The organism is Amycolatopsis sp. NPDC004368 (genome assembly GCF_053602515.1).
The window spans coordinates 164,383-183,211 of sequence record NZ_JBSGDT010000014.1 but is presented as its reverse complement, the minus strand read 5'-3'; the positions used below and the strand labels follow the sequence as shown (position 1 = coordinate 183,211).

Genomic DNA, 18,829 nt, shown 5'->3' with positions numbered 1-18,829 from the left:
CCGCCCAGTACGAGGCACTACACGCAATGACCCACCCGGTCACCCCAACCCTGGAAACCAGCTAATCCAGTCTCCACCAAACCCGGGGCTTGACACCGCCATCGACGGCTACTCCCGCCTGGCCTACACCGAAGCCCTGCCCGACGAAACCGCCCGGACCGCGATCGGGTTCACCCACCGCGCTCGGGCGTTCTTCGCCCGCCACGGCATCACCCACATCCACCGCCTGGTCACCGACAACGGCTCCTGCTACCGCGCGAACGACTTCGCCACCGCCCTCCGCGGAGCCCGCCATCAGCGGATCACGCCCTACACCCCACGCCACAACGGAAAAGTCGAGCGCTACAACCGGATCCTGGCCGAAGAATTCCTCTACGCCTCCGTCTGGACCAGCGAAGACCACCGCACCGCAGCCCTGGCCGTCTGGAACATCCACTACAACTACCATCGACCACACACTGCCGCCGGAGATCAGCCACCAGCGTCGAGGCTCCGCACCGGCGTCACGAACGTCATGGCCTCATACAACTAGCCCACTGCGGCGATTGCCCGGTCGGCGGGGCTTCGTCAGCGAACGTCCGTCCGCGGCTGCGTGGGTGGATGGCGGTGGGGTGGGTGGATGGCGGTGGGGTGGTCGAAGGGTGCCTCCGGTGAGTGGACGGCGCCGGATCGCGTAAGCCGAATTCGGCAGGCGGCGTCGGCCGGGTGGGTCGGCCGGGTGGGTCGGGTGGGTGGGTCGGGTGGTGCGAGCTGCCGGCTCGCGCGGCTGGGGTTGCCGACTGCGGGACAAACCGGGGCGGCTTGGTTTGCCCGGGCGTGACCGGCGGGACCGTCCGCAGCTCGGCGTCGCAGATCCCCGCGTGTGACGTCAGGCGGTGGCGTCAAGTCGGCTGTGCATGCGTGATCGCCGGGCGGTGGCGGCGGTCGTTGCGGGGAAAGGGTGTGTCTCGGGCGGACGCTTCTCCTTTCGTTCGCCTAGACTTCGGGTGTGAGTGAGTCTTGCGATGCCGTCGACGAGGTCATCGCGCAGTGGCGGCGGGAGCGGCCCGACCTGGATCTGTCGGCCATGGACGTGTTCGGGCGGCTCGCCCAGTTGACCCGCGTGGTCGAGACGGCCGTGGAGCGCGTGTTCACCGAGCACGGGCTGCGGCCCGGCGAGTTCGACGTGCTCGCAGCGCTGCGGCGGACCGGCCCGCCCTTCACTCTCACGCCGTCGGAGCTGTCGGCGGCGCTGATGACGTCGCGCGCGGGCATGACGAACCGGCTCGACCGCCTCGAGACAGCCGGGTACGTCGAGCGCAGCCTCGACCCGGCCGACCGCCGCAGCTTCCGCATCACCCTCACGTCCGCGGGCCGCGACGTGATCGACGCGACGCTCACCGACCACGCGGCCGGCCTCGCGCAACTCCTTTCCACGGCGGCCGGTCCGGAGGACGCGGCGACGTTGAGTCGCATCCTGAAGGCGATGCTCGCCGAGCTTTCCTGACGTTCAGCGGTTGAGCCACCGTCCTGTGTGGATGGATACCCACAGCGTGGCAGGTGAGGCATCCCCGAGTAGGTCGACCAGGCGAAGGCCGGGCGAGAGGAATCAGAACGGCGGATCGCCCACCCCTGCCGCGACCGGTGTTCCCGCCGCGGCCGGGACCACGAGCCGTCGGAGCTCTGTGTCGGAACCGACGGTCCGCCGGAAGACGGGCCGGACCGTGTGGCCGGTCTCGCACATCTCCTTTCCACGGCGGCCGGTCCGGAGGACGCGGCGACGTTGAGTCGCATCCTGAAGGCGATGCTCGCCGAGCTTTCCTGAAGTTCAGCGATCGACCCAGCGTCCTGTGTGGACGGATACCACAGCGTGGCAGGTGAGGCATCCCCGAGTAGGTCGACCAGGCGAAGGCCGGGCGAGATGGCTCAGAACGGCGGATCGCCCACCCCTGCCGCGACCGGTGTTCCCGCCGCGGCCGGGGACCACGGGCTGTCGGAACTCTGTGCCGGAACCGACGGCCCACCGGAAGACGGGCCGGACCGGCTGACGCGGTTGACTTTCGCGGTGGCGTAACGCAAAGACGCACCGATCTCGTCGACCAGGAGCTCCACGGAGGTGCGCCGCTCGCCCTCCTTGGTTTCGTAGGAGTGCTGCGTGAGGCGGCCCTGGACGATGACACGCGTGCCCCGGGTGAGGGATTCAGCGGCGTTTTCCGCCGCCTGGCGCCAGAGCGTGCAGCGAAGGAACAGGGATTCGCCGTCTTTCCATTCGCCCGTGGCGCGGTCCAAGAGGCGCGGGGTCGACGCCACGGTGAAGGTGACGAGTGCAGCTCCGGACGAGGTGAAGCGAAGCTCGGGATCGGACGTAAGGTTGCCGACGACGGTGAGAACGGTTTCTCCGGACACGGTGTGCTCCTGCGGGTTGCGGCGGCGCCCGGGGTGGGGCCGCTGTGAGATCAGGAGACCATCCGGGTACGACAGTTTCCGGTCGTGTGGTGTCACTCCATCGGGTGGTGTGGGGGAACCCTTCCTTCGGCCGTGGTGTCGCGGGGATCAGCAGCGGCGGCGGGCTTACTACGTCGCGGCGATGGCGTTGCACGCGGCCGAGGACAAGAGAGCAGTACGGCCGCTCGCCGTCGTCGATCGCGGCGGAGATCGCGGGGCTGGTCACGGCGGGGCGATCGCGCGGGCGAACGGTGACACCGCGAGCGCGGTGAGGCGGGAGTCCACTGCGGACTCATGGCGGGCGTCGTCGGATTCGCGGACGGTGACAAAGTCGGGTTTCTGGGGCGGGCACACGTATTTCGAACGGCTCGCCAAGGGCACCGACCCGAACGACGGCGGTCAGATCTGCTTCGACGAAGGCTGCTTCTTCGAGCACAACGTGGTCGACTTCGGCTTCCTCGACCTCGTGCGGCTCGGCGTGCGGGCGCCGGCCGACCCGACGATCGCCGCCTCGATCGCGCCGACGGCCGCCGCGCTCGACGGGAACGCGCCGAGGCAGGTGGTGCTGCGCAACGGCGATGTGTACTTCCACCGCTACCCGCATGACAACTACGGCGAAAGCAGCTTCGCCTGCACCGGCTGGCCCGCCGGCAGCCCGCAGCGCTTCGGCCGGCTGGGGCCGGTCCTCTCGGGCGAACGCAGCGAGTACGAGCTTGCCAACGGCCGCCCGGCGACGGTCCACCTCAAGTTCATGGCCGACGCCGCCAACACCGGGTACTTCATCCCGGAGCAGGTGTGGGACCGGTCGAGCGGGTGTTTCGCGCTGGGCCGTCCGACGGGCAGCGCCGCGCCGCTGATGTGGGCCGAGAGGCAGTACTTGAGGTTGGCGCAGAGTATGGATGCAGGGCACAACGTGGACACGCCTTCGGTGGTGAAGCAACGGTACGGCAGCTGAGCCGCGGGCTCGGCCGGCCGCATAAAGGTGCCGAAGCTGTGAGAAACGCCCCCTCGGCGCCAATTGCCGTGGGACGCCACCTCAGCCGACGCGAAGACGTACCGTTGGCCGGGCTGCTCCGCCCCAAGACCCCGATGGTGATCCACCCTGCGCACCCGGGCACATGGTCGGCCGAAACGCCGGCGGAGCTCAGCGCACGAGGTGAAACGCCCGTGCTGCCGGGGCGAACGTGACCGACTGCCCGCGCGTGACGGTGACCGCGTCGTTCTCCAGCCCGTCGCCGAACGCGGTGAGGTGATCGGACTCCACGTCGACCGTCAGCGCCGACGTGGTGAGCTCGCCTTCGGTGAGCGACGTGCCGGTCGTGGGCGAAGGCCACGCCTCGCGCACGAACCACACGAGCCGGCGCTCGTCGACGGCCGGCAGGCGCAGCGGGCTGTGGCGTTCCAGCCAGACCGAGCGGCACCAGCCCGTGGCGCCGGTGCCCGTGCCGACGAGCAGCCCCGACGACGCCTGCCGTTCCGCGCCGAGGCGGTAGCGCGCGGTCTGGTGGCTCGGGTGGCCGAGGTAGATCTCGTTGAGCGCCAGCAGAGTCTGGCCGTCGTCCGCGGTCAGCTCGACCATCGTGCGGCGCTCGACGGAATCGAGGGATCGCAGCAGATCCGCGGTCGCCTCGGCCGGGTGCCGTACCAGGATTCCCGGGACGCCGGGCGTGATGCCGACGACGGGCTGGCCCGTGAGGTACTTCGCGACGTTCGCGACCAGCCCGTCCTGCCCGACGACCAGCACCACGTCCTCGGGTGTGAACAGGAACCGCGACAGGTCCGCGCGCTCGACGCTGCCGCGGCGCCAGTCGAGCGGCACGGCGGCGGACACCTCGACCAGCGTCCGCCGCAGTGCCGCGTCGGCGGTCACCACGTCGTCGAGTGAACGGCCGCGCGTGGCCAGGAAGAACTCGGCCTGGCCGAGCGTGCCGTGCCGGGCGAGCAGCTCGTCGAGCTCGGTGCGCCGGTGCACCACCACGGCACGCGGGGCGAGGCTCACGACCCGAGTCCCAGCCGGGCGAGCAGCGGCGCGACCAGGTCCGGCGTGAGCACGAGGCTGTCGATGTTCGGCAGGTTCGCCGCGAGTTCCTTCACCGCCAACGCGCGCAGCACCGGTTCGGGCAGGTCGCGGTAGGCGGCCAGCCGCGCCGCCTCGCCCGCGGCCTCCGCCTCGCCGAGCGTGCGCGTGGCCTCGGCCTTCACCTGCGCCAACCGGGCTTCCCGGCTCGCCCGCGCCTCCGTCTCGATGTGGTCAGCCGCGGCGGCTTCCTCGGCCTGGCGCCGGGCGTTGGCGCCGCGCTGGGCGAGCAGCTGCTCCTCGCGCCGGGCCAGCTCGATCTTGTTCTGCAGCTCGTTCTCGCCGATCGCGCGCTCGCGCTCCACGGCCAGCGCACGCCGCTCGTAGGTCGCCCGGTCGGCTTCCTGCTGCACCTTCTCGCGTGCGGTCGTCTGCAGTGCCTTCTCCACCTCCGGCTCGGCGCGGATCGCGACCACGCGCACGTCGAGCACGGCCGACCCGGTTTGCGCGAGCCGTGTGTCCTCCTCGGCCAGCCCCGCGCGGATGCGGTCGCGCACGGCACCGACACCGTCGACGAGCGCCTCCGCCAGCGGCGTGCGGGTGAGCACGTCGAGGGCGTACTGCTGCACGTTCTCGGTCAGCAGCCCGCTGATCTGCGCGAGGGGGTCGCCGCGCCAGCGGCCGGTGTCCGGGTCGACGGAGAAGTCGATGCGCTGCGCGGCGAGCGCGGGGTCGACCACGCGGAAGGTGAGCGCGAGCTGCACCGTCACGTCCTGGAAGTCGGCGGTGCGCGCGTGGAAGAGCAGCGGCAGCTCGCGGTCGTCCACCGGGATCTCCGACAGCGCCGCCGACAGCGGCCGGTACCAGAACGACAGCCCGGTGCCGTCGTGCACGAGCTTGCCGCCCCGCAGGTGCCGGACGTGTGCGGTCGGCACGCCCCGCAGGTGCCGGAACCCGAACCGGCGCTTGATGTCCACCATGGGGACCTCCTTATCGTCGCCATGACGATATTGGCCGGGCGTTCTTTCCGTCAAGCTGACGATTAGAGGTGTACTGTGGCGCACATGGCCAAGTTCCCGCCCGTCGCCGTCACCGTGGACCTCGTCGTGCTCACGATCACGGGTGAGCAGCTGTGCGTGCTGCTGATCCGGCGGGGGATCGAGCCCTTCCGCGACGCCTGGGCGTTGCCGGGCGGCTTCGTGCTCGCCGACGAGGACCTCGACACGGCGGCGCGGCGCGAGCTGGCGGAGGAGACGGGCCTGGCGCCCGGCACCGTCCACATCGAACAGCTCGCCGGTTACGGCGACCCGGGCCGCGATCCGCGCCTGCGCGTGGTGACCATCGCCTACCTCGCGCTCGCCCCGGACCTGCCGGTGCCCCAGGCCGGCACGGACGCGGCCGAGGCCCGCTGGACACCCGTCGCGACCCTCGACCCGGCGACGCTCGCCTTCGACCACGCGAAGATCCTCGCCGACGGCCTCGAACGCGCCCGCGCGAAACTCGAGTACACCTCGCTCGCCACGGCGTTCTGTCCACCCGAGTTCACCGTCGCGCAGCTGCGCCGTGTGTACGAGCTGGTGTGGGGCACGCGGCTGGACCCGCGCAACTTCCACCGCAAGGTGACGGGTGCCGAGGGGCTGCTGGAACCCGTCGGCACCACGACGACCCGAGACGGCGGGCGGCCGGCGCGGCTTTATCGGCGGGGACCGGCCGAGCTGCTGTCGCCGCCGATGCTGCGCACGCGCGGCTGAGCTTCCGAGGGGAACGCTCAGGCGGCCGGGGGCGGCTCAAGTCAGCTGCAGCGTCGCGATTTCCCACGGCCGCAGGGCAAGCCGCAGTTCGCCGTCGCTCACCGGCACGGCCGCACCCGGGCGACCCAGCAGATCCACCCGCCTGGCCGAGCCGAACGGGCCTCGCACGCGCACGGTTGTCGCTTCCGGAGACTGGGCGACGAGGCGGATCTCCAGCGAGCCGTCGCGGCGGCGGACGCTGGTGAGGACCGCGCCGGTCACCGAGAGGCCGAAGCGGGACGCCGGGGGAGCGTCGAGTGGGCCGGTGCCGAGGGTGGCGTGCAGGGGATGGCGGTAGCGTTCGGCCGCGTCGAGGAGGCCGGCGGCGAGCCAGTCGCCGGTGTGGGGCAGCACGGCGAGCTGCACGGTGGTGATGCCGAGCTGCTGCGCGAGCGGCGTCGGGATCTGCGGGCCCGCGGGTTCTTGGCGGTACGGGTGCACGTTGCGGCTGAGCTGCCCGCTTGTGCGCAGCACGGTCAGCGCGAGAGCGTCGTCCAGCAGTTCGTACTCGCAGGCCTGCGTGAGGAGGAGCCCGGCCCCGCCCGCGTCGGCGAAGCCGTGGGCCGGGAAGGTCGGGATCGGGTGCTCGCTGAAGCCGCCCTCGGCGGTGCGGCCGCGTTCGACCACGGCGAACTGGCCCTCGGCGTGAGACGTCGAAGCCGGCCGGGCCAGTGGCACGTGGAAGCGCACCCGGTGGTCGAGCGAGGCGTTGTCGATGGACAGGTCGAGGCGTACGAACGGCTCGCCCGCGCGCACCTCGACCGCCATGGTCACGGTGCCGCGCGAGGTTTCCGGCGTGCGCCGGTCGGCCGCCCAGTCCATCGCCGCGGGCCAGGCGTAGGTGCGTTCGACGGTGAACGTGCTGCGCAGTGGTCCCTGCACACCGGGCACCACCCGCACCGATTCGGGTTCCGCCACGACGGTGTCCGTGCCCGGCGGTGCGTAGTTGTAGGAGTCACCGCGGTCGCCACCGTCGACGAGCCGGCCCACGCCGTCGAGCACGGTGCCGTCGACGCCCGTGATGCGCAAGGCGCCATCGGGCAGGGCCTCGACCGCCACGAGGTCGTTGGCGACCGCGATCGCTCCGGGCACCACGCGCACCGAGGTCCAACCGAGGGCGGGGACGTCGACGAGCCCGCTCACCGTGCGCCGTTCGGCCTGGCGGATGCGGATCGTCCACGCGCCGGTCGCGCCGGTCACCGCCGCGCGCACGGCCTCGACGTCGAACGGCTCCTCGCCGCCGTGGCGCGCCACCGAAAACTCCAGCACCCGCTCGCCGATGTCGCAACGCCAGCCCGTGATCTCCAGGCCGAACAGCTCACGCCCGTGGATGCGGGGCAGGAAAAGCACCAGGTCGGCACCCGCAGCCGCTTCCTCGTGCAGCAGTTCGCGGGCCACCGCCTCGACCTGCGCGGGCAGGCGGGTGCCATCGGGCAGCTCGAACGCGACCTCGTCCCACGGCACTTCCACGTCCACCGTCACGAGGTCGCGGCGCGGCGCGGGCGTCGGGTTGAGCACCAGCAGCGCGTCGCGCGCGACGGACCGCGCGAGCCGCCCGGCCACGCGGTCGCGCACCGCCTGGCCGAGGTGGCCGGCCTCGCTGATCCGCGCGAACACCTGCGTGGCCGTCTCGTCGACGCCGCAGCCGGTCACGGAGTCGTGGCCCGAAGCGTCGACCAGCCGCCACCACGCCAGGTCCAGGAACCGCTGCGGCCACTCGGCGGAGAACAGTGCGGCGAACGGCTCGGCGTAGCGCTCCACGAGCCGCTCGGCCCGCGCCATCGCCTGCTTGAGCTGCGGCCGCACGGACAGGACCCCGGGCAGGATGTTGGCCGTCGCGTGGCTGCGCAGCTCGCCCCGCACCTCCGGCAGCGCCGGGTCCGCGGCGTTGCGCGCACCGACGTACTCGGCGAGCGTGCTGATCCGCACGGCGACCGACGCCGGGTCGAGGCCCGCGACGAGCTTCACCAGCGAGCCGATGGGCGCGGAGTGGTCGGTGCCGTACATCGCGAGGACCGGGTCGGCGCCGAACTCCGGTCGCAGCCGCCGGCCGAGCTCGGCCATGCGGGAGGCGAAGAACCCCGGGTCCGAGAACACGTACGCCGCGTTCCCGTAACCGCGCGCGAGGTACTCGACGCGCACGGAACTGCCGTCCGGCGCGGTCCAGCGGAACGCGTGTCCGGGCATACCCGAGGGCACCCCGCGCCACACGCACGCGTGCTCGAACCCCGCCGCGGCCAGGATCTGGGGCATCTGCGCGCAGTGGCCGAACTCGTCGGGCAGGTACCCCACGCGCATCGCGCCGCCGAGGTCCGTGGCCCGCGCCCAGCCGAGTTCCAGGTTGCGCACGATGTTCTCGCCGGAGACGAGGAACTCGTCGAGCAGGATCTGCCACGGCCCGACCGCGAGCTGACCCGACGCCACCAGCGCGGCGACCCGGTCGCGGTTCTCGCCGCGTACCTCGAGGTAGTCGTCGACCGCCGCCATCTGCCCGTCGAGCGTGAAGCGGAACCGCGGGTCGGCCTCGGCGCGGTCGAGCACCTCGTCGAGGAGGTCGACCAGGCGCAGGCGGAAGCGCTGGAACGGTTCGTACCACTCGCGGTCCCAGTGCGTGTGCGGGACGAGGCTGACCTCGGGCGCACCGGTCATCGGGCGGCTCCTTCGGGCGTGAAGGCGGAGAAGGTGAGCGTGAGGCTCGCCTTCTGGGCGTGCAGGCGGTAGCGCGGCAGAACTCCAGGCCCGCACGAAGCGGTGCCGAGCCCGTGCTGGGCCAGGTCGAGGTTGAGGTGCACGAGCTCACCCGGCACCAGGTCGACGGTGTGGCGCGCCGCGTCGAGGTCCTCCGAGGTCCAGCGCCGCGCGGAGAAGTCGAACACCGGCTCGCCCTCGATCCGGATCCCGGCACCGCTCTCGGACACCACGCACAGCCAGCGGGCATCGGCGCGGTTGCCGTTCTCCTGCGGGTACACGTACGGCGTCTGCAAAGCATCCACAGTGGACGAGAACCGGCCGACGCGCGCCGCTTGCCGGCTGTCCGCGTACGCCTCACCCGGACCGGCGCCGAACCACTCGACGCCGCCGAACGCGCCGGGCACGGCCATCCGCAGGCCGAGCCGGGGGAGCGTGCAGGGCCAGTCGCCCTCGGGTGTCACGTCGACCCGCAGGCGCAACCGGTCGTGATCTGCGGTCCAGTGGTAGTCGGCGAGCATGCCGAACCCGAGCCCGGGTGGTGCGACGCGCGTGCGCACCACGAGCGCCGAGCCCTGCCCGTCCACTTCGGCCACGCGGTGCTGCAGCCGGTGCAGGCCCGCAGCGCGCCACCGGGTGGCTTCGGAGTCGTCGGAGCCCCGGTCGTTGTCGGTCGGCGCGCGCCACAGGTCCAGCCGCGGCCCCTCGACGGGGTGTCCGCCCAGCGCGACGAGCCGGCCGGTGGCGGCGGCGAACGTGCCGGGCCCGAGCCGCAACGGGCCCGGCTCCCGGAGCAACGCCGCGCCGGACGCGGGCGGCACGGGATCCGCGGCGGGCGCGATCGGCAGCTGACCCCACGCCACGACGTGGCCCGCCGGCGCCCACGCCGTGTCCGCCGCCAGCTCCGCCCGCACGGTGAGCACGCCTTCACCCGCCACGTCGGGCAGTCGGGGAAGCGCCACGTCGACGCTCTGTCCGGAAAGGACCGCCGGCACAGCCAGCGAGCCGGTCGTCACCTCCACGCCGTCGTCCTCGTAGCTCCACCGGAACACCAGGTGCGCCAGCCCGATCACGTCGTGGTGGTTCTCGATCCGCACACTCCCGGCACCCGCGCCGATCCGCACCGGCTCGAAAACCTTGGCGAACTCCGCCAGCGCCGGTGAGGGCGTGCGGTCGGGGTGCACGAGGCCGTCGATCACGAAGTTGCCGTCGTGGAGCAGCTCGCCGAAATCCCCGCCGTACGCGAAGTATTCGCGGCCGGCGGCGTCCCGCTGAGCCAACCCGTGGTCGAGCCACTCCCACACGAACCCACCCTGCACGTGCGGGTAGCGCTCGAACAGCTCGCGGTACTCGAGCAGCCCGCCCGGACCGTTGCCCATCGCGTGGGCGAACTCGCACAGCAGGAACGGCAGCGACCGCCGGCGCTCGTTGTCGTCGTCGCGGCGGCCGATCCGGTCCACCTCCGCGTGGTCGGCGTACATCCGGCTGTACACGTCCACGTACTCGCACTCGAAGTCACCCTCGTAGTGCACCGGCCGCGACGGGTCGCGCTGCTTCGTCCACGCGGCCGTCGCGGCGAGGTTGCGCCCGGTGTGGGCTTCATTGCCGAGTGACCACAGCACGATCGACGGGTGGTTCTTGTCCCGCTCGACGGTGCGGCGCATGCGGTCGAGGTACGCCTCACCCCAGCGCGGGTCGTCACTGGGGTTGCCGGCCCAGCCCAGCTCGCCGAACCCGTGGGTTTCGAGGTCGCACTCGTCGACGACCCACAGCCCGTGGGTGTCGCACAGTTCGAGGAAGTACGGGTCGGGCGGGTAGTGGCTGGTGCGCACCGCGTTCACGTTGTGGCGCTTCATGAGCAGCACGTCGGCCAGCGCGAACTCCCGCGGCAGCGCGCGGCCGAAGCTCGGGTGGTGCTCGTGCCGGTTGACACCCCGCAACAGCACCCGGCGGCCGTTCACCTTGAGCAGGCCGTCCTCGATCGCCACGGTCCGGAACCCGATCCGCACCGGGACGCGTTCGGCCGCGGTGTGCACCTCGCCGTGGTAGAGCCGCGGCGATTCGGCACTCCACGGCTTCACGGCCACCTCGGCCGTCGAACCCGCCGGCAGGTTCTCGACGCCGAGCTCCGGCACGCTCAGCAGCACGCCCTCGGCCGCGGTCACCGACAGCGTGCCCAGGCCGCTGACGTGGTCGTACGCCGCGTGCAGCTGGAAGTCCTCGACGCCGCCGGTCGGGCGCGAGAGCAGCGTGACGGCGCGGAAGATGCCCGAGAGCCACCACATGTCCTGGTCTTCGAGGTAGCTGCCCGACGACCACTGGTGCACCCGCACGGCCAGCACGTTGCCGCGCGCGCGCAGCAGGTGAGCCACCGCGAACTCCGTCGGCAGCCGGCTGCCGCGCGTCACCCCGAGCTCCGTGCCGTTGAGCCAGACCCGCGCGCACGAGTCCACACCGTCGAAGCGCAGCACCGCGGGTTCGTCCGGCCAGTCCGCGAGCAGGTCGAACACGAGCCGGTGATCACCCGTCGGGTTGTCCGACGGCACGAGTGGCGGCTGCACGGGGAACGGGTACCGCACGTTGGTGTAAGCCGGTTCCCCGTGGCCCTGCAGCTGCCAGTGGCCGGGCACGGTGAGCCCGGTCCAGCCGCTGTCGTCGAAGTCGTCGCGTTCGATCCCCTCGGGCGCGGCCGCCGGCGAGGGCGACAGGCGGAACCGCCACGTCCCGGCCAGGCTCACCGACCGCGCGTCGGAGGTGAACGCGGCGCGGGGTGGCAGCGAGCCGTGGCCGGGGGCGGGGTCTTCGACGTACGACGACGACATGGGTTCCTTTCAGCCCTTGAGGGCGCCGGCGGCGATGTTGCGGATGAAGTGGCGGGCCCCGAAGAGGAACACGATGATCAGCGGCACGATGGCCACGAGCGTCCCCGCCATCACCACGCTGTAGTCCTTCACGTAGGCGCCCTGCAGCTGGGCCAGCGCGACTTGCAGCGTCACGTGGTTGGAGTCGATCAGCACGACCAGCGGCCACAGGTAGTCGTTCCACACGTTGACGAACGTGAAGATGCCGAGGAACGCCAGCGCCGGGCGCAGCACCGGCAGGCCCACCGACAGGTACGTGCGGAAGAATCCGGCGCCGTCGATCCGCGCCGCTTCGAGCAGCTCGTCCGGGATCGCGCCGCGCGCGTACTGGCGCATCCAGAAGATGCCGAACGCGTTGGCCGCGGCCGGGATGATCAGCGCCTTCAGATCGCCGACCCAGCCGAGGTGCGCCATGAGCGTGAACTGCGGGATCGCCGAAAGCTGCGTGGGCACCACGAACGTCGCCAGCAGGATGCCGAACAGCAGGTTGCTGCCGGGGAAGTCGTACTTGGCGAAGGTGAACGCGGCCAGCGAGTCGAAGAACAGCACCAGCAGCGTGGTGACCACGGCGACGATCACCGTGTTCACCAGCGACCCGAAGAAGTTGATCTGCGAGAACACCTGGCCGATGTTGTCGAACAGGTGCCCGCCGAAGGTCAGCTTGGGCGGGGTCGTGTAGATGTCGGCCGTGGTGTTCGACGCCATCACGGCGAGCCAGTAGTAGGGGAACAGCGTGATCAGCGCGCCGATGATCAACGCCACCAGCGTGAGGATCCGTCCTCGCCTGCTCGTCATCGGCCGGCTCCCTTGGTCTGGACCTGGCCGCGTTCGGGCCGTGCCACGAGCCGCCAGTTGAGGATCGAGAAGAGGACGACGACCACGAAGATGCCCCACGCGATGGCCGCGCCGTAACCGAAGTCGTTGTCCGCGAAGGCCGTGTTGTAGAAGTAGAGGACCATCGTCATGCCCGCGCCGCCGGGTCCGCCGCGGTTGCCGAGCAGCACCTGCGACTCGGAGAAGATCTGCAGCCCGCCGATCGCCGACATCACCACGGAGAACAGCAGCACCGGCCGCAGCAGCGGCAGCGTGACGCGGAAGAACGTCTGCACCGGGCCGGCGCCGTCGATGCGGGCCGCCTCCAGCACGTCCGGGGGCATGGCCTGCAGACCGGCGAGGAAGATGATGGCGTTGTAACCGGTCCACCGCCAGATGATCATGATCGAGATCGCCCCGCGGATGGCCCACGGATCGTTGAGCCAGTCGACGTCGCCGATGCCGACCAGGCGCAGCACCCAGTTCAGGATGCCGAACTCGTCGGAGAAGATCGAACCGAACACCAGCGACATGGCCACGATCGACGTCACGTTGGGCAGGAAGTACGCCACCCGCAGCACGCCCTTGTACCGCACCGACGAGTTGAGCCCGAGCGCCACCAGCAGCGCCAGCGCGGTCATCGGGACGGTCGACATCACGAAGATGATCAGCGTGTTGCCGATCGAGTCCCAGAAGGTGGTGTCGGTCAGCAGGTAGGCGAAGTTCTCCAGGCCCACGAACTTCATCGGCCCGACGCCGTCCCAGCGCTGCAACGCCAGGAACAGCGAGTACACCACGGGGTAGAGGCCGAAGATCGCGAACAGCACGAAGAACGGCGCGATGGCCAGGTACTGCGGCAGGTAGCGCCACCGCTTGCGGCGCCCCGCCGGCGTTCGGCGCACGGGAGCAAGCCGGGTTCCCGCGCTTTCGGCGGGCAGGATCGCGGTCACGAGAGCACCCCCTGTCGGCGCAGCAGGCGTTCCACCGCGGCGCGCGCGTCACGCCACGCCTGTTCGGGATCTTTGCCCGCACTCTCCACATTGGTCAGTTCGTCGGTGAACGTGTCGCTGATCGTGATGTCCCACGGGCTGAAGTACACCGGTTTGACGTCCTTCGCGATCTTCGAGAACACGTCCATCGTCACCTGGCCGCCGAAGAACGGCTCGGGCGCGAGCAGCCGCGGATCCGTGTAGACCGAGGAACTGGGCGGGAAGAGCCCGAGCTCCAGGTAGTTCTGCGGCTGGTTGTCCGGCGACTGCAGCCACTTCACGATTTCGAACGCGCCGTGCGGGTCGGGGCAGTACTTCGTGATCGCGAGGTAGGAACCACCCTGGTTGCCCGCTCCGCCCGGCGGGCGGCAGATGCGCCACTTGCCCGAGGTGCCCGGCGCCGACTGCTTGAGCTCGCCGGTGATCCAGGACGCGTTGACGAAGCTGAGCTCCTTGCCGCTGTTCCAGGCGGCGTGCCGGTCGATGGACTCGCCGGTGATGCTCTGCGAACCCGCGTAGCCGGCGGTCAGCCCCATCCGGAACGCCTGCACGGCCCGGTCCCACGCCCGGCGCACCTGCGACTGGTCGTCGAGGTAGTGGTTGGCGCGGTCGAAGTACTTCTTCGGCTCCTGCGCGAGCGAGTACGTGAACACCGTCTTGGTGTCGGTGATCATGTACCGGCCGGGGAGCTTCTTCTGGACCTTCACCCCGAAGGCGAAGTAGTCGTCCCAGGTCGGCACCGCCGCGGCGACGTCGTCGGGCTCACTCGGAAAACCGGCCTGGGCGAACAGGTCGTGGCGGTAGTACAGCGCAGCCGGGCCGACGTCGATCGGGAACCCGAGCTGGAACCCGGACGGGCTCGCCCCCGCTTGCCACTTCCACGGCAAGTACTGGTCGCGGACGCTGTCGGCACCGAGCGTGTTCAGGTCGACGAAGTGGTCGGTATCGGCGAAATACGTGGCGATGTCGTCGCCGAGCATGGTGATGTCGGGCAGATAGGCCTGCCCGGCCAGCGCGGCGAGCAACCGCTGCTTGAACTCCCCGCTCACGTGCGCGGGCGTGAACTTCAGCGCGGCGAAGCGTTTCACCGCTTCGCCGAGCACTTTCTCGGACAAGGCGTTCGTGTTGTACCAGAGCGTGATCCGCCCTGGGTTCGCGGTCGTGGGACTGGTGCAGGCGCCTGCCCCGAACGCCGCGGCGCCGAGTGCCGCCGCGCCGGTCAGGAACCGTCGTCGAGTCAACGTCATCGGGGACCCTCCGGGAAGGTCCGTGAACGTTCCCGTGAACGTTCACGGATGACTCGGAAGTGTGCGTGAACCGGTGCGGGGTGTCAAGCGGGGAAGATCAGGCGGACTCGCGGACCAGCAGCGTCGCCTGGATCACGAGCTCGTCGTCGGCCAGGGGAGTGGCGCCCGTGAGCAGGCGCGCGGCCTGGTCGATCGCGAGTGCACCGAGCCGGCGCGTGTCGAGGGAGACGCTGGTGAGGGCCGGGTCCACGACGGTGCCGAGGGCCAGGCCGTCGAACCCGACCACGGCGAGGTCGTCGGGCACCCGGCGCCCGAGCCGGCGGGCGGCGCGCAGGGCGCCCATGGCGATGATGTCGTTGAACGTGAACACCGCGGTCACGTCCGGGTGCTCGGCCAGCAGTGCCTCCAGGGCCGCGGCTCCGCCGTCCACCGACTGGGCGGCGCGTTCGACGACCTCGGCTTCGAGGCCGTGCTCCGCGACCGCGGCGGCGAACCAGTCGCGCCGGATGCTCGGCTCCGCTCGCCCGGCGTGGTCGAGCATGCCGATGCGCTGGTGACCGGCCCGCACGAGGTGCGTGATCGCGGCCCGCACGCCGTCCGCGCCCTCGACGCGGATCGAGCTGAAGCGGGGCGTGTGGTGCTCACGCCCGATGAGGACCACCGGGATGCCGCGGGTGAAGCGGTCGAGCTCGTCCTCGGGCCGACTGAAGTAGCCGACCACGGCGTCGACCTGCGAGCCGATCACCTGCAGCGTGCCGAGCTCCTCCTCGGCGCTGTCGGACGTGTCGTACACGACCACGTGCCAGCCCCGGGCCCGCGCGGCCTCGAGCGCGGCGGCGGCGACCTCGGTGAAGAACGGGTTGAGCAGGTCCGGGATCACGAGCCCGATCGTGGTGGTGTCCTGGCGCACCAGGCCGCGGGCGAAGCGGCTCGGCCGGTACCCGAGCTCGCGCGCGGCGTCGAGCACGCGCTGCTTCGTGGACCCGTCGATCTCGGCCTTGTCGTTGAGCGCCCGCGACACCGTCTGGCGTGAGACCCCGGCGCTGCGCGCGACGTCGTGGATCGTCACCCGCCGGGACGCCTCCGACGACACCATCACGGACCTCCCGCCGTGCGACGCGCTCGCGCCGCCGCGTCCGAGTATGCCCGCACCGCACCGGCCGGGCCCGCAGCGGTGCCCGGCCGGGCGGGTGCGGAAGCGGGGTCAGGCCTTCGTGCGGGCACCCTGCCGGCGCGACACGATCCGCCAGCCGACCGCGAGGACGACCACGAGCACGGGGATCGAGTAGAAGGCGATCTTCTCGGCGCCGTCGGAGAAGCCCATCAGCACCACGACCAGGAGCAGGAAACCGAGCGTGGCCCAGCCGGTGTAGGGCGCGCCCGGCATGCGGTAGCTCGGCCGCTCGAGTTCGCCGCGCAGCGCGGCCTGGCGCATCCGCATCTGCGAGTAGATGAGCGTGGCCCACGTGGCCACCACGCCGAGCGACGCCACGGCGATCGCGATGTCGAAGGCCTCCTGCGGCACGAGGTAGTTCAGCACCACGCCGAGCACGTAGACGACCGAGGTGAACAGGATGCCGCCGTAGGGCACGTGGCGGCTGTTCATGCGGCCCACGAACTTCGGGGCCTCACCGTGGTCGGCCAGCGCCCGGAGGATGCGGCCGGTGGAGTAGAGACCCGAGTTGCACGACGACAGCGCGGCGGTCAGCACCACGGCGTTCATCACGTCGCCGATGCCGGCGATCCCGAGGCGCGAGAAGACCGTGACGAACGGGCTTTCGTTGCCGTTGTAGAACGGCCACGGCAGCAGCATCGCCAGCAGCAGCACCGAACCGACGTAGAACACGCCGATGCGCCAGACGACACCGTTGATGGCCTTCGGCAGCACCTTGCGCGCGTCCTTGGTCTCACCGGCCGCGATGCCGACGACCTCGATCGCGGAGTAGGCGAAGATCACGGCCTGCAGCGTCATGAGCGCGATGCCGATGCCCGCGGGGAAGAACCCACCGTGGTCGGTCAGGTTGTGCACGCCGGCGGTGGTGCCGCCGATGTTCGCGCCCGTGAACACGAGCCCGAGCGCGGTGATCAGGAAGACCACGATCGCGAGCACCTTCACCACGGAGAACCAGAACTCCAGCTCCCCGAACAGCTTCACGCTCACCAGGTTCACGCCGAGCAGCACGCCCAGCGCCACGAGCGCGGTGATCCACTGCGGCACGCCGGGCAGCCACTTGTGCACGTAGATCGCGACGGCGGTGATCTCGGCGATGCCGGTCATCGCCCAGTTCACCCAGTACATCCAGCCGGAGACGAACCCGGCCCACGGTCCGATGAACTTGCGGGCGTAGGTGACGAAACTGCCGGAGCTCGGCTCGTGCAGCACGAGCTCACCGAGGGCACGCATGACGAAATATGCGGCGACGCCGCAGAGGGCGTAGGAGAGCACCAGCGACGGACCGACCTGCTGGAGCTTGCCGCCGGCCCCGAGGAAGAGCCCGACTCCGATCGCGCCGCCGATCGCGATCATCTGCACCTGGCGGTTGCCCAGTGCTTTCGTGTAGCTGTCGCCTTCCTTGGCGACCACTGTGGAATCCATGGTTGCGTGACGCTAGCGGTGCGAGCGCGCGTGACCAAGCGCACCTAGGAAGACTTAAGGTGTGCGACATGTCACGGTGGGGAAATCACCGGAAAACGCTCCCTCGATTTGACATCGGTGCCATTCTTCCGGGACTTGATCAAGGCTTGATTCACCACGGTCGCGGTTTCGGAAACATTCTCGCGTTCGTGGAGGGAATTTTGGGAACACTTCCGTGGCCGCGAGGGTAGAACCGCGAGCGGCCGGTTCAGACCAGCATGGTCATCGTGGCGGCCGCCTTCAGCCCCGACCCGGTGAGGATCACGGCGGTGGTCTCGCCGGGCGCGAGCACACCCTCGGCGCGGAACACGTCGACGGCGGCCGCCGCGGTGGCGCTGGTGGGTTCGGCGTAGAGACCGATCCGGGGCAGCTCGCGCGCGGCGCGGGCGATGGCGTTCTCGGCGATCGCGACCGTCGCCCCGCCGGAGCGGCGGATCGCGGCGAGCACCTCGGGCAGGCGGACGGGTTCGCGGATCGCGGTGCCTTCGGCGATCGTCGGCGCGAACTCCGTCGGCACGGCTGCCTGGGCGCCGGCGCGGAACGCCGCGTCGATCGGCCCGCAGTTCGCGGGCTGGGCGACGAGCAGTCGCGGGCGTTTCGCGAGCGCGCCGGCCGCGAGCAGCTCGCCGAACCCGAGGTCGAGGCCGAGCACGATGCTGCCCGCACCGGCCACGGTCACGACCGTGTCCGGCGCGGTGAAGCCGAAGTCCTCCCACAGCTCGTAGGCCAGCGTTTTGATGCCCTGCAGGAAAAACGGGTGCCAGTTGTGGCTCGCGTAGGTGGTCTCGCCCGAGCGGCGCAGTGCTTCGGCGGCGGTGTCGTCGCGGGTGCCCGGCACGAGGTCCACGGTCGCGCCGTACGCGCGGCTTTGCAGGATCTTCGCCGGTGACGTCGATTCCGGCGCGAGGATCGTGGCCGCGATACCCGCGGCCGCCGCGTACGCCGCCACCGACGAACCGCCGTTGCCCGAGCTGTCCTCGAGGACCTCGCGCACCCCGGCCTGCGCCAGCGCCGAGAGCATGACGCTGCTGCCGCGGTCCTTGAAGCTGCCGGTGGGGCTGAACCACTCGAGCTTGAACCGGGTGGCGTGCCCTCGCCACGGCAGCTCGACCAGCGGCGTGCAGCCCTCGCCGAGCGAGATCGGCCGCAGGTCGCCCGGCAGGGCGGCGCGGTAGCGCCACAGCGAGCGCTCGGCGGTGTCCACCTGCTCGCGGGTGATGCCGGGCAGGGGCTCCACGGTGAGCGGCGCGCCGTCGTCGCCGCGCCAGCGCAGCGCGTCGAGCGGGTAGCGGCGGCCGGAGCGTTCGTCCACGTAGTCCACGAGGGACACTCTGGCCACGCGCGCCCGCTGGGTCAATGTGATGC

Annotated in this window: 15 protein-coding genes; 4 read left to right on the top strand and 11 right to left on the bottom strand. The window is 71.0% G+C overall.

Features of this window, described 5'->3' with window-relative positions; all coding sequences use genetic code 11:
* Together ACWEOE_RS21315 and ACWEOE_RS21310 are read left to right on the top strand one after the other, a co-directional pair.
* Nucleotides 1-532, top strand: a 532-nt coding sequence (locus ACWEOE_RS21315) for an integrase core domain-containing protein (protein WP_452011701.1), incomplete at its 5' end; no start/stop codon positions are given.
* Nucleotides 533-988: 456 nt separating this feature from the next.
* Complete coding sequence (locus ACWEOE_RS21310) at nucleotides 989-1,486, top strand: MarR family winged helix-turn-helix transcriptional regulator (protein ID WP_452011698.1); 498 nt, start codon at nucleotides 989-991, stop codon at nucleotides 1,484-1,486.
* A gap of 419 nt (nucleotides 1,487-1,905) precedes the next feature.
* On the opposite strand, the gene ACWEOE_RS21305 is transcribed toward ACWEOE_RS21310, so the two are convergent.
* Complete coding sequence (locus tag ACWEOE_RS21305) at nucleotides 1,906-2,385, bottom strand: single-stranded DNA-binding protein (protein WP_452011695.1); 480 nt, start codon at nucleotides 2,383-2,385, stop codon at nucleotides 1,906-1,908.
* 181 nt (nucleotides 2,386-2,566) lie between these two features.
* On the opposite strand from ACWEOE_RS21305, the gene ACWEOE_RS21300 reads away from it, so the two are divergent.
* Complete coding sequence (locus ACWEOE_RS21300; protein WP_452011692.1) at nucleotides 2,567-3,379, top strand: glycoside hydrolase family 15 protein; 813 nt, start codon at nucleotides 2,567-2,569, stop codon at nucleotides 3,377-3,379.
* A gap of 189 nt (nucleotides 3,380-3,568) precedes the next feature.
* Here the strand turns inward: ACWEOE_RS21300 and ACWEOE_RS21295 are convergent, their stop codons facing one another.
* Both ACWEOE_RS21295 and ACWEOE_RS21290 read right to left on the bottom strand, forming a co-directional pair.
* Complete coding sequence (locus ACWEOE_RS21295) at nucleotides 3,569-4,423, bottom strand: hypothetical protein (protein ID WP_452011690.1); 855 nt, start codon at nucleotides 4,421-4,423, stop codon at nucleotides 3,569-3,571.
* On the bottom strand, nucleotides 4,420-5,421 hold the full coding sequence (locus tag ACWEOE_RS21290) for an SPFH domain-containing protein (protein WP_452011687.1): 1,002 nt from the start codon (nucleotides 5,419-5,421) through the stop codon (nucleotides 4,420-4,422). Before ACWEOE_RS21290 ends, ACWEOE_RS21295 begins: the two co-directional genes overlap by 4 nt.
* Before the next feature lie 84 nt (nucleotides 5,422-5,505).
* On the opposite strand from ACWEOE_RS21290, the gene ACWEOE_RS21285 reads away from it, so the two are divergent.
* Complete coding sequence (locus ACWEOE_RS21285; protein ID WP_452011685.1) at nucleotides 5,506-6,192, top strand: NUDIX hydrolase; 687 nt, start codon at nucleotides 5,506-5,508, stop codon at nucleotides 6,190-6,192.
* A 36-nt stretch (nucleotides 6,193-6,228) separates the two neighbouring features.
* Here the strand turns inward: ACWEOE_RS21285 and ACWEOE_RS21280 are convergent, their stop codons facing one another.
* The 8 genes from ACWEOE_RS21280 to ACWEOE_RS21245 form a co-directional block, all read right to left on the bottom strand.
* A complete protein-coding gene (locus ACWEOE_RS21280; RefSeq protein ID WP_452011682.1) occupies nucleotides 6,229-8,880 on the bottom strand; it encodes a glycoside hydrolase family 38 N-terminal domain-containing protein in 2,652 nt (883 codons plus the stop codon).
* On the bottom strand, nucleotides 8,877-11,741 hold the full coding sequence (locus ACWEOE_RS21275) for a glycoside hydrolase family 2 TIM barrel-domain containing protein (RefSeq protein ID WP_452011680.1): 2,865 nt from the start codon (nucleotides 11,739-11,741) through the stop codon (nucleotides 8,877-8,879). Before ACWEOE_RS21275 ends, ACWEOE_RS21280 begins: the two co-directional genes overlap by 4 nt.
* Before the next feature lie 9 nt (nucleotides 11,742-11,750).
* Nucleotides 11,751-12,575 (bottom strand): carbohydrate ABC transporter permease, encoded by an 825-nt coding sequence (locus ACWEOE_RS21270; RefSeq protein WP_452011678.1) that lies wholly within the window; start codon nucleotides 12,573-12,575, stop codon nucleotides 11,751-11,753.
* Nucleotides 12,572-13,543, bottom strand: a complete 972-nt coding sequence (locus ACWEOE_RS21265) for a carbohydrate ABC transporter permease (RefSeq protein WP_452011675.1) — start codon at nucleotides 13,541-13,543, stop codon at nucleotides 12,572-12,574. Before ACWEOE_RS21265 ends, ACWEOE_RS21270 begins: the two co-directional genes overlap by 4 nt.
* A complete protein-coding gene (locus ACWEOE_RS21260) occupies nucleotides 13,540-14,829 on the bottom strand; it encodes an extracellular solute-binding protein (protein WP_452011672.1) in 1,290 nt (429 codons plus the stop codon). Before ACWEOE_RS21260 ends, ACWEOE_RS21265 begins: the two co-directional genes overlap by 4 nt.
* Nucleotides 14,830-14,926: 97 nt before the next feature.
* On the bottom strand, nucleotides 14,927-15,925 hold the full coding sequence (locus tag ACWEOE_RS21255) for a LacI family DNA-binding transcriptional regulator (RefSeq protein ID WP_452011671.1): 999 nt from the start codon (nucleotides 15,923-15,925) through the stop codon (nucleotides 14,927-14,929).
* 108 nt (nucleotides 15,926-16,033) lie between these two features.
* Nucleotides 16,034-17,425, bottom strand: a complete 1,392-nt coding sequence (locus ACWEOE_RS21250; RefSeq protein WP_452011668.1) for an amino acid permease — start codon at nucleotides 17,423-17,425, stop codon at nucleotides 16,034-16,036.
* 247 nt (nucleotides 17,426-17,672) lie between these two features.
* Nucleotides 17,673-18,785 (bottom strand): threonine synthase, encoded by a 1,113-nt coding sequence (locus tag ACWEOE_RS21245; RefSeq protein ID WP_452011666.1) that lies wholly within the window; start codon nucleotides 18,783-18,785, stop codon nucleotides 17,673-17,675.
* Nucleotides 18,786-18,829 lie beyond the last annotated feature (44 nt).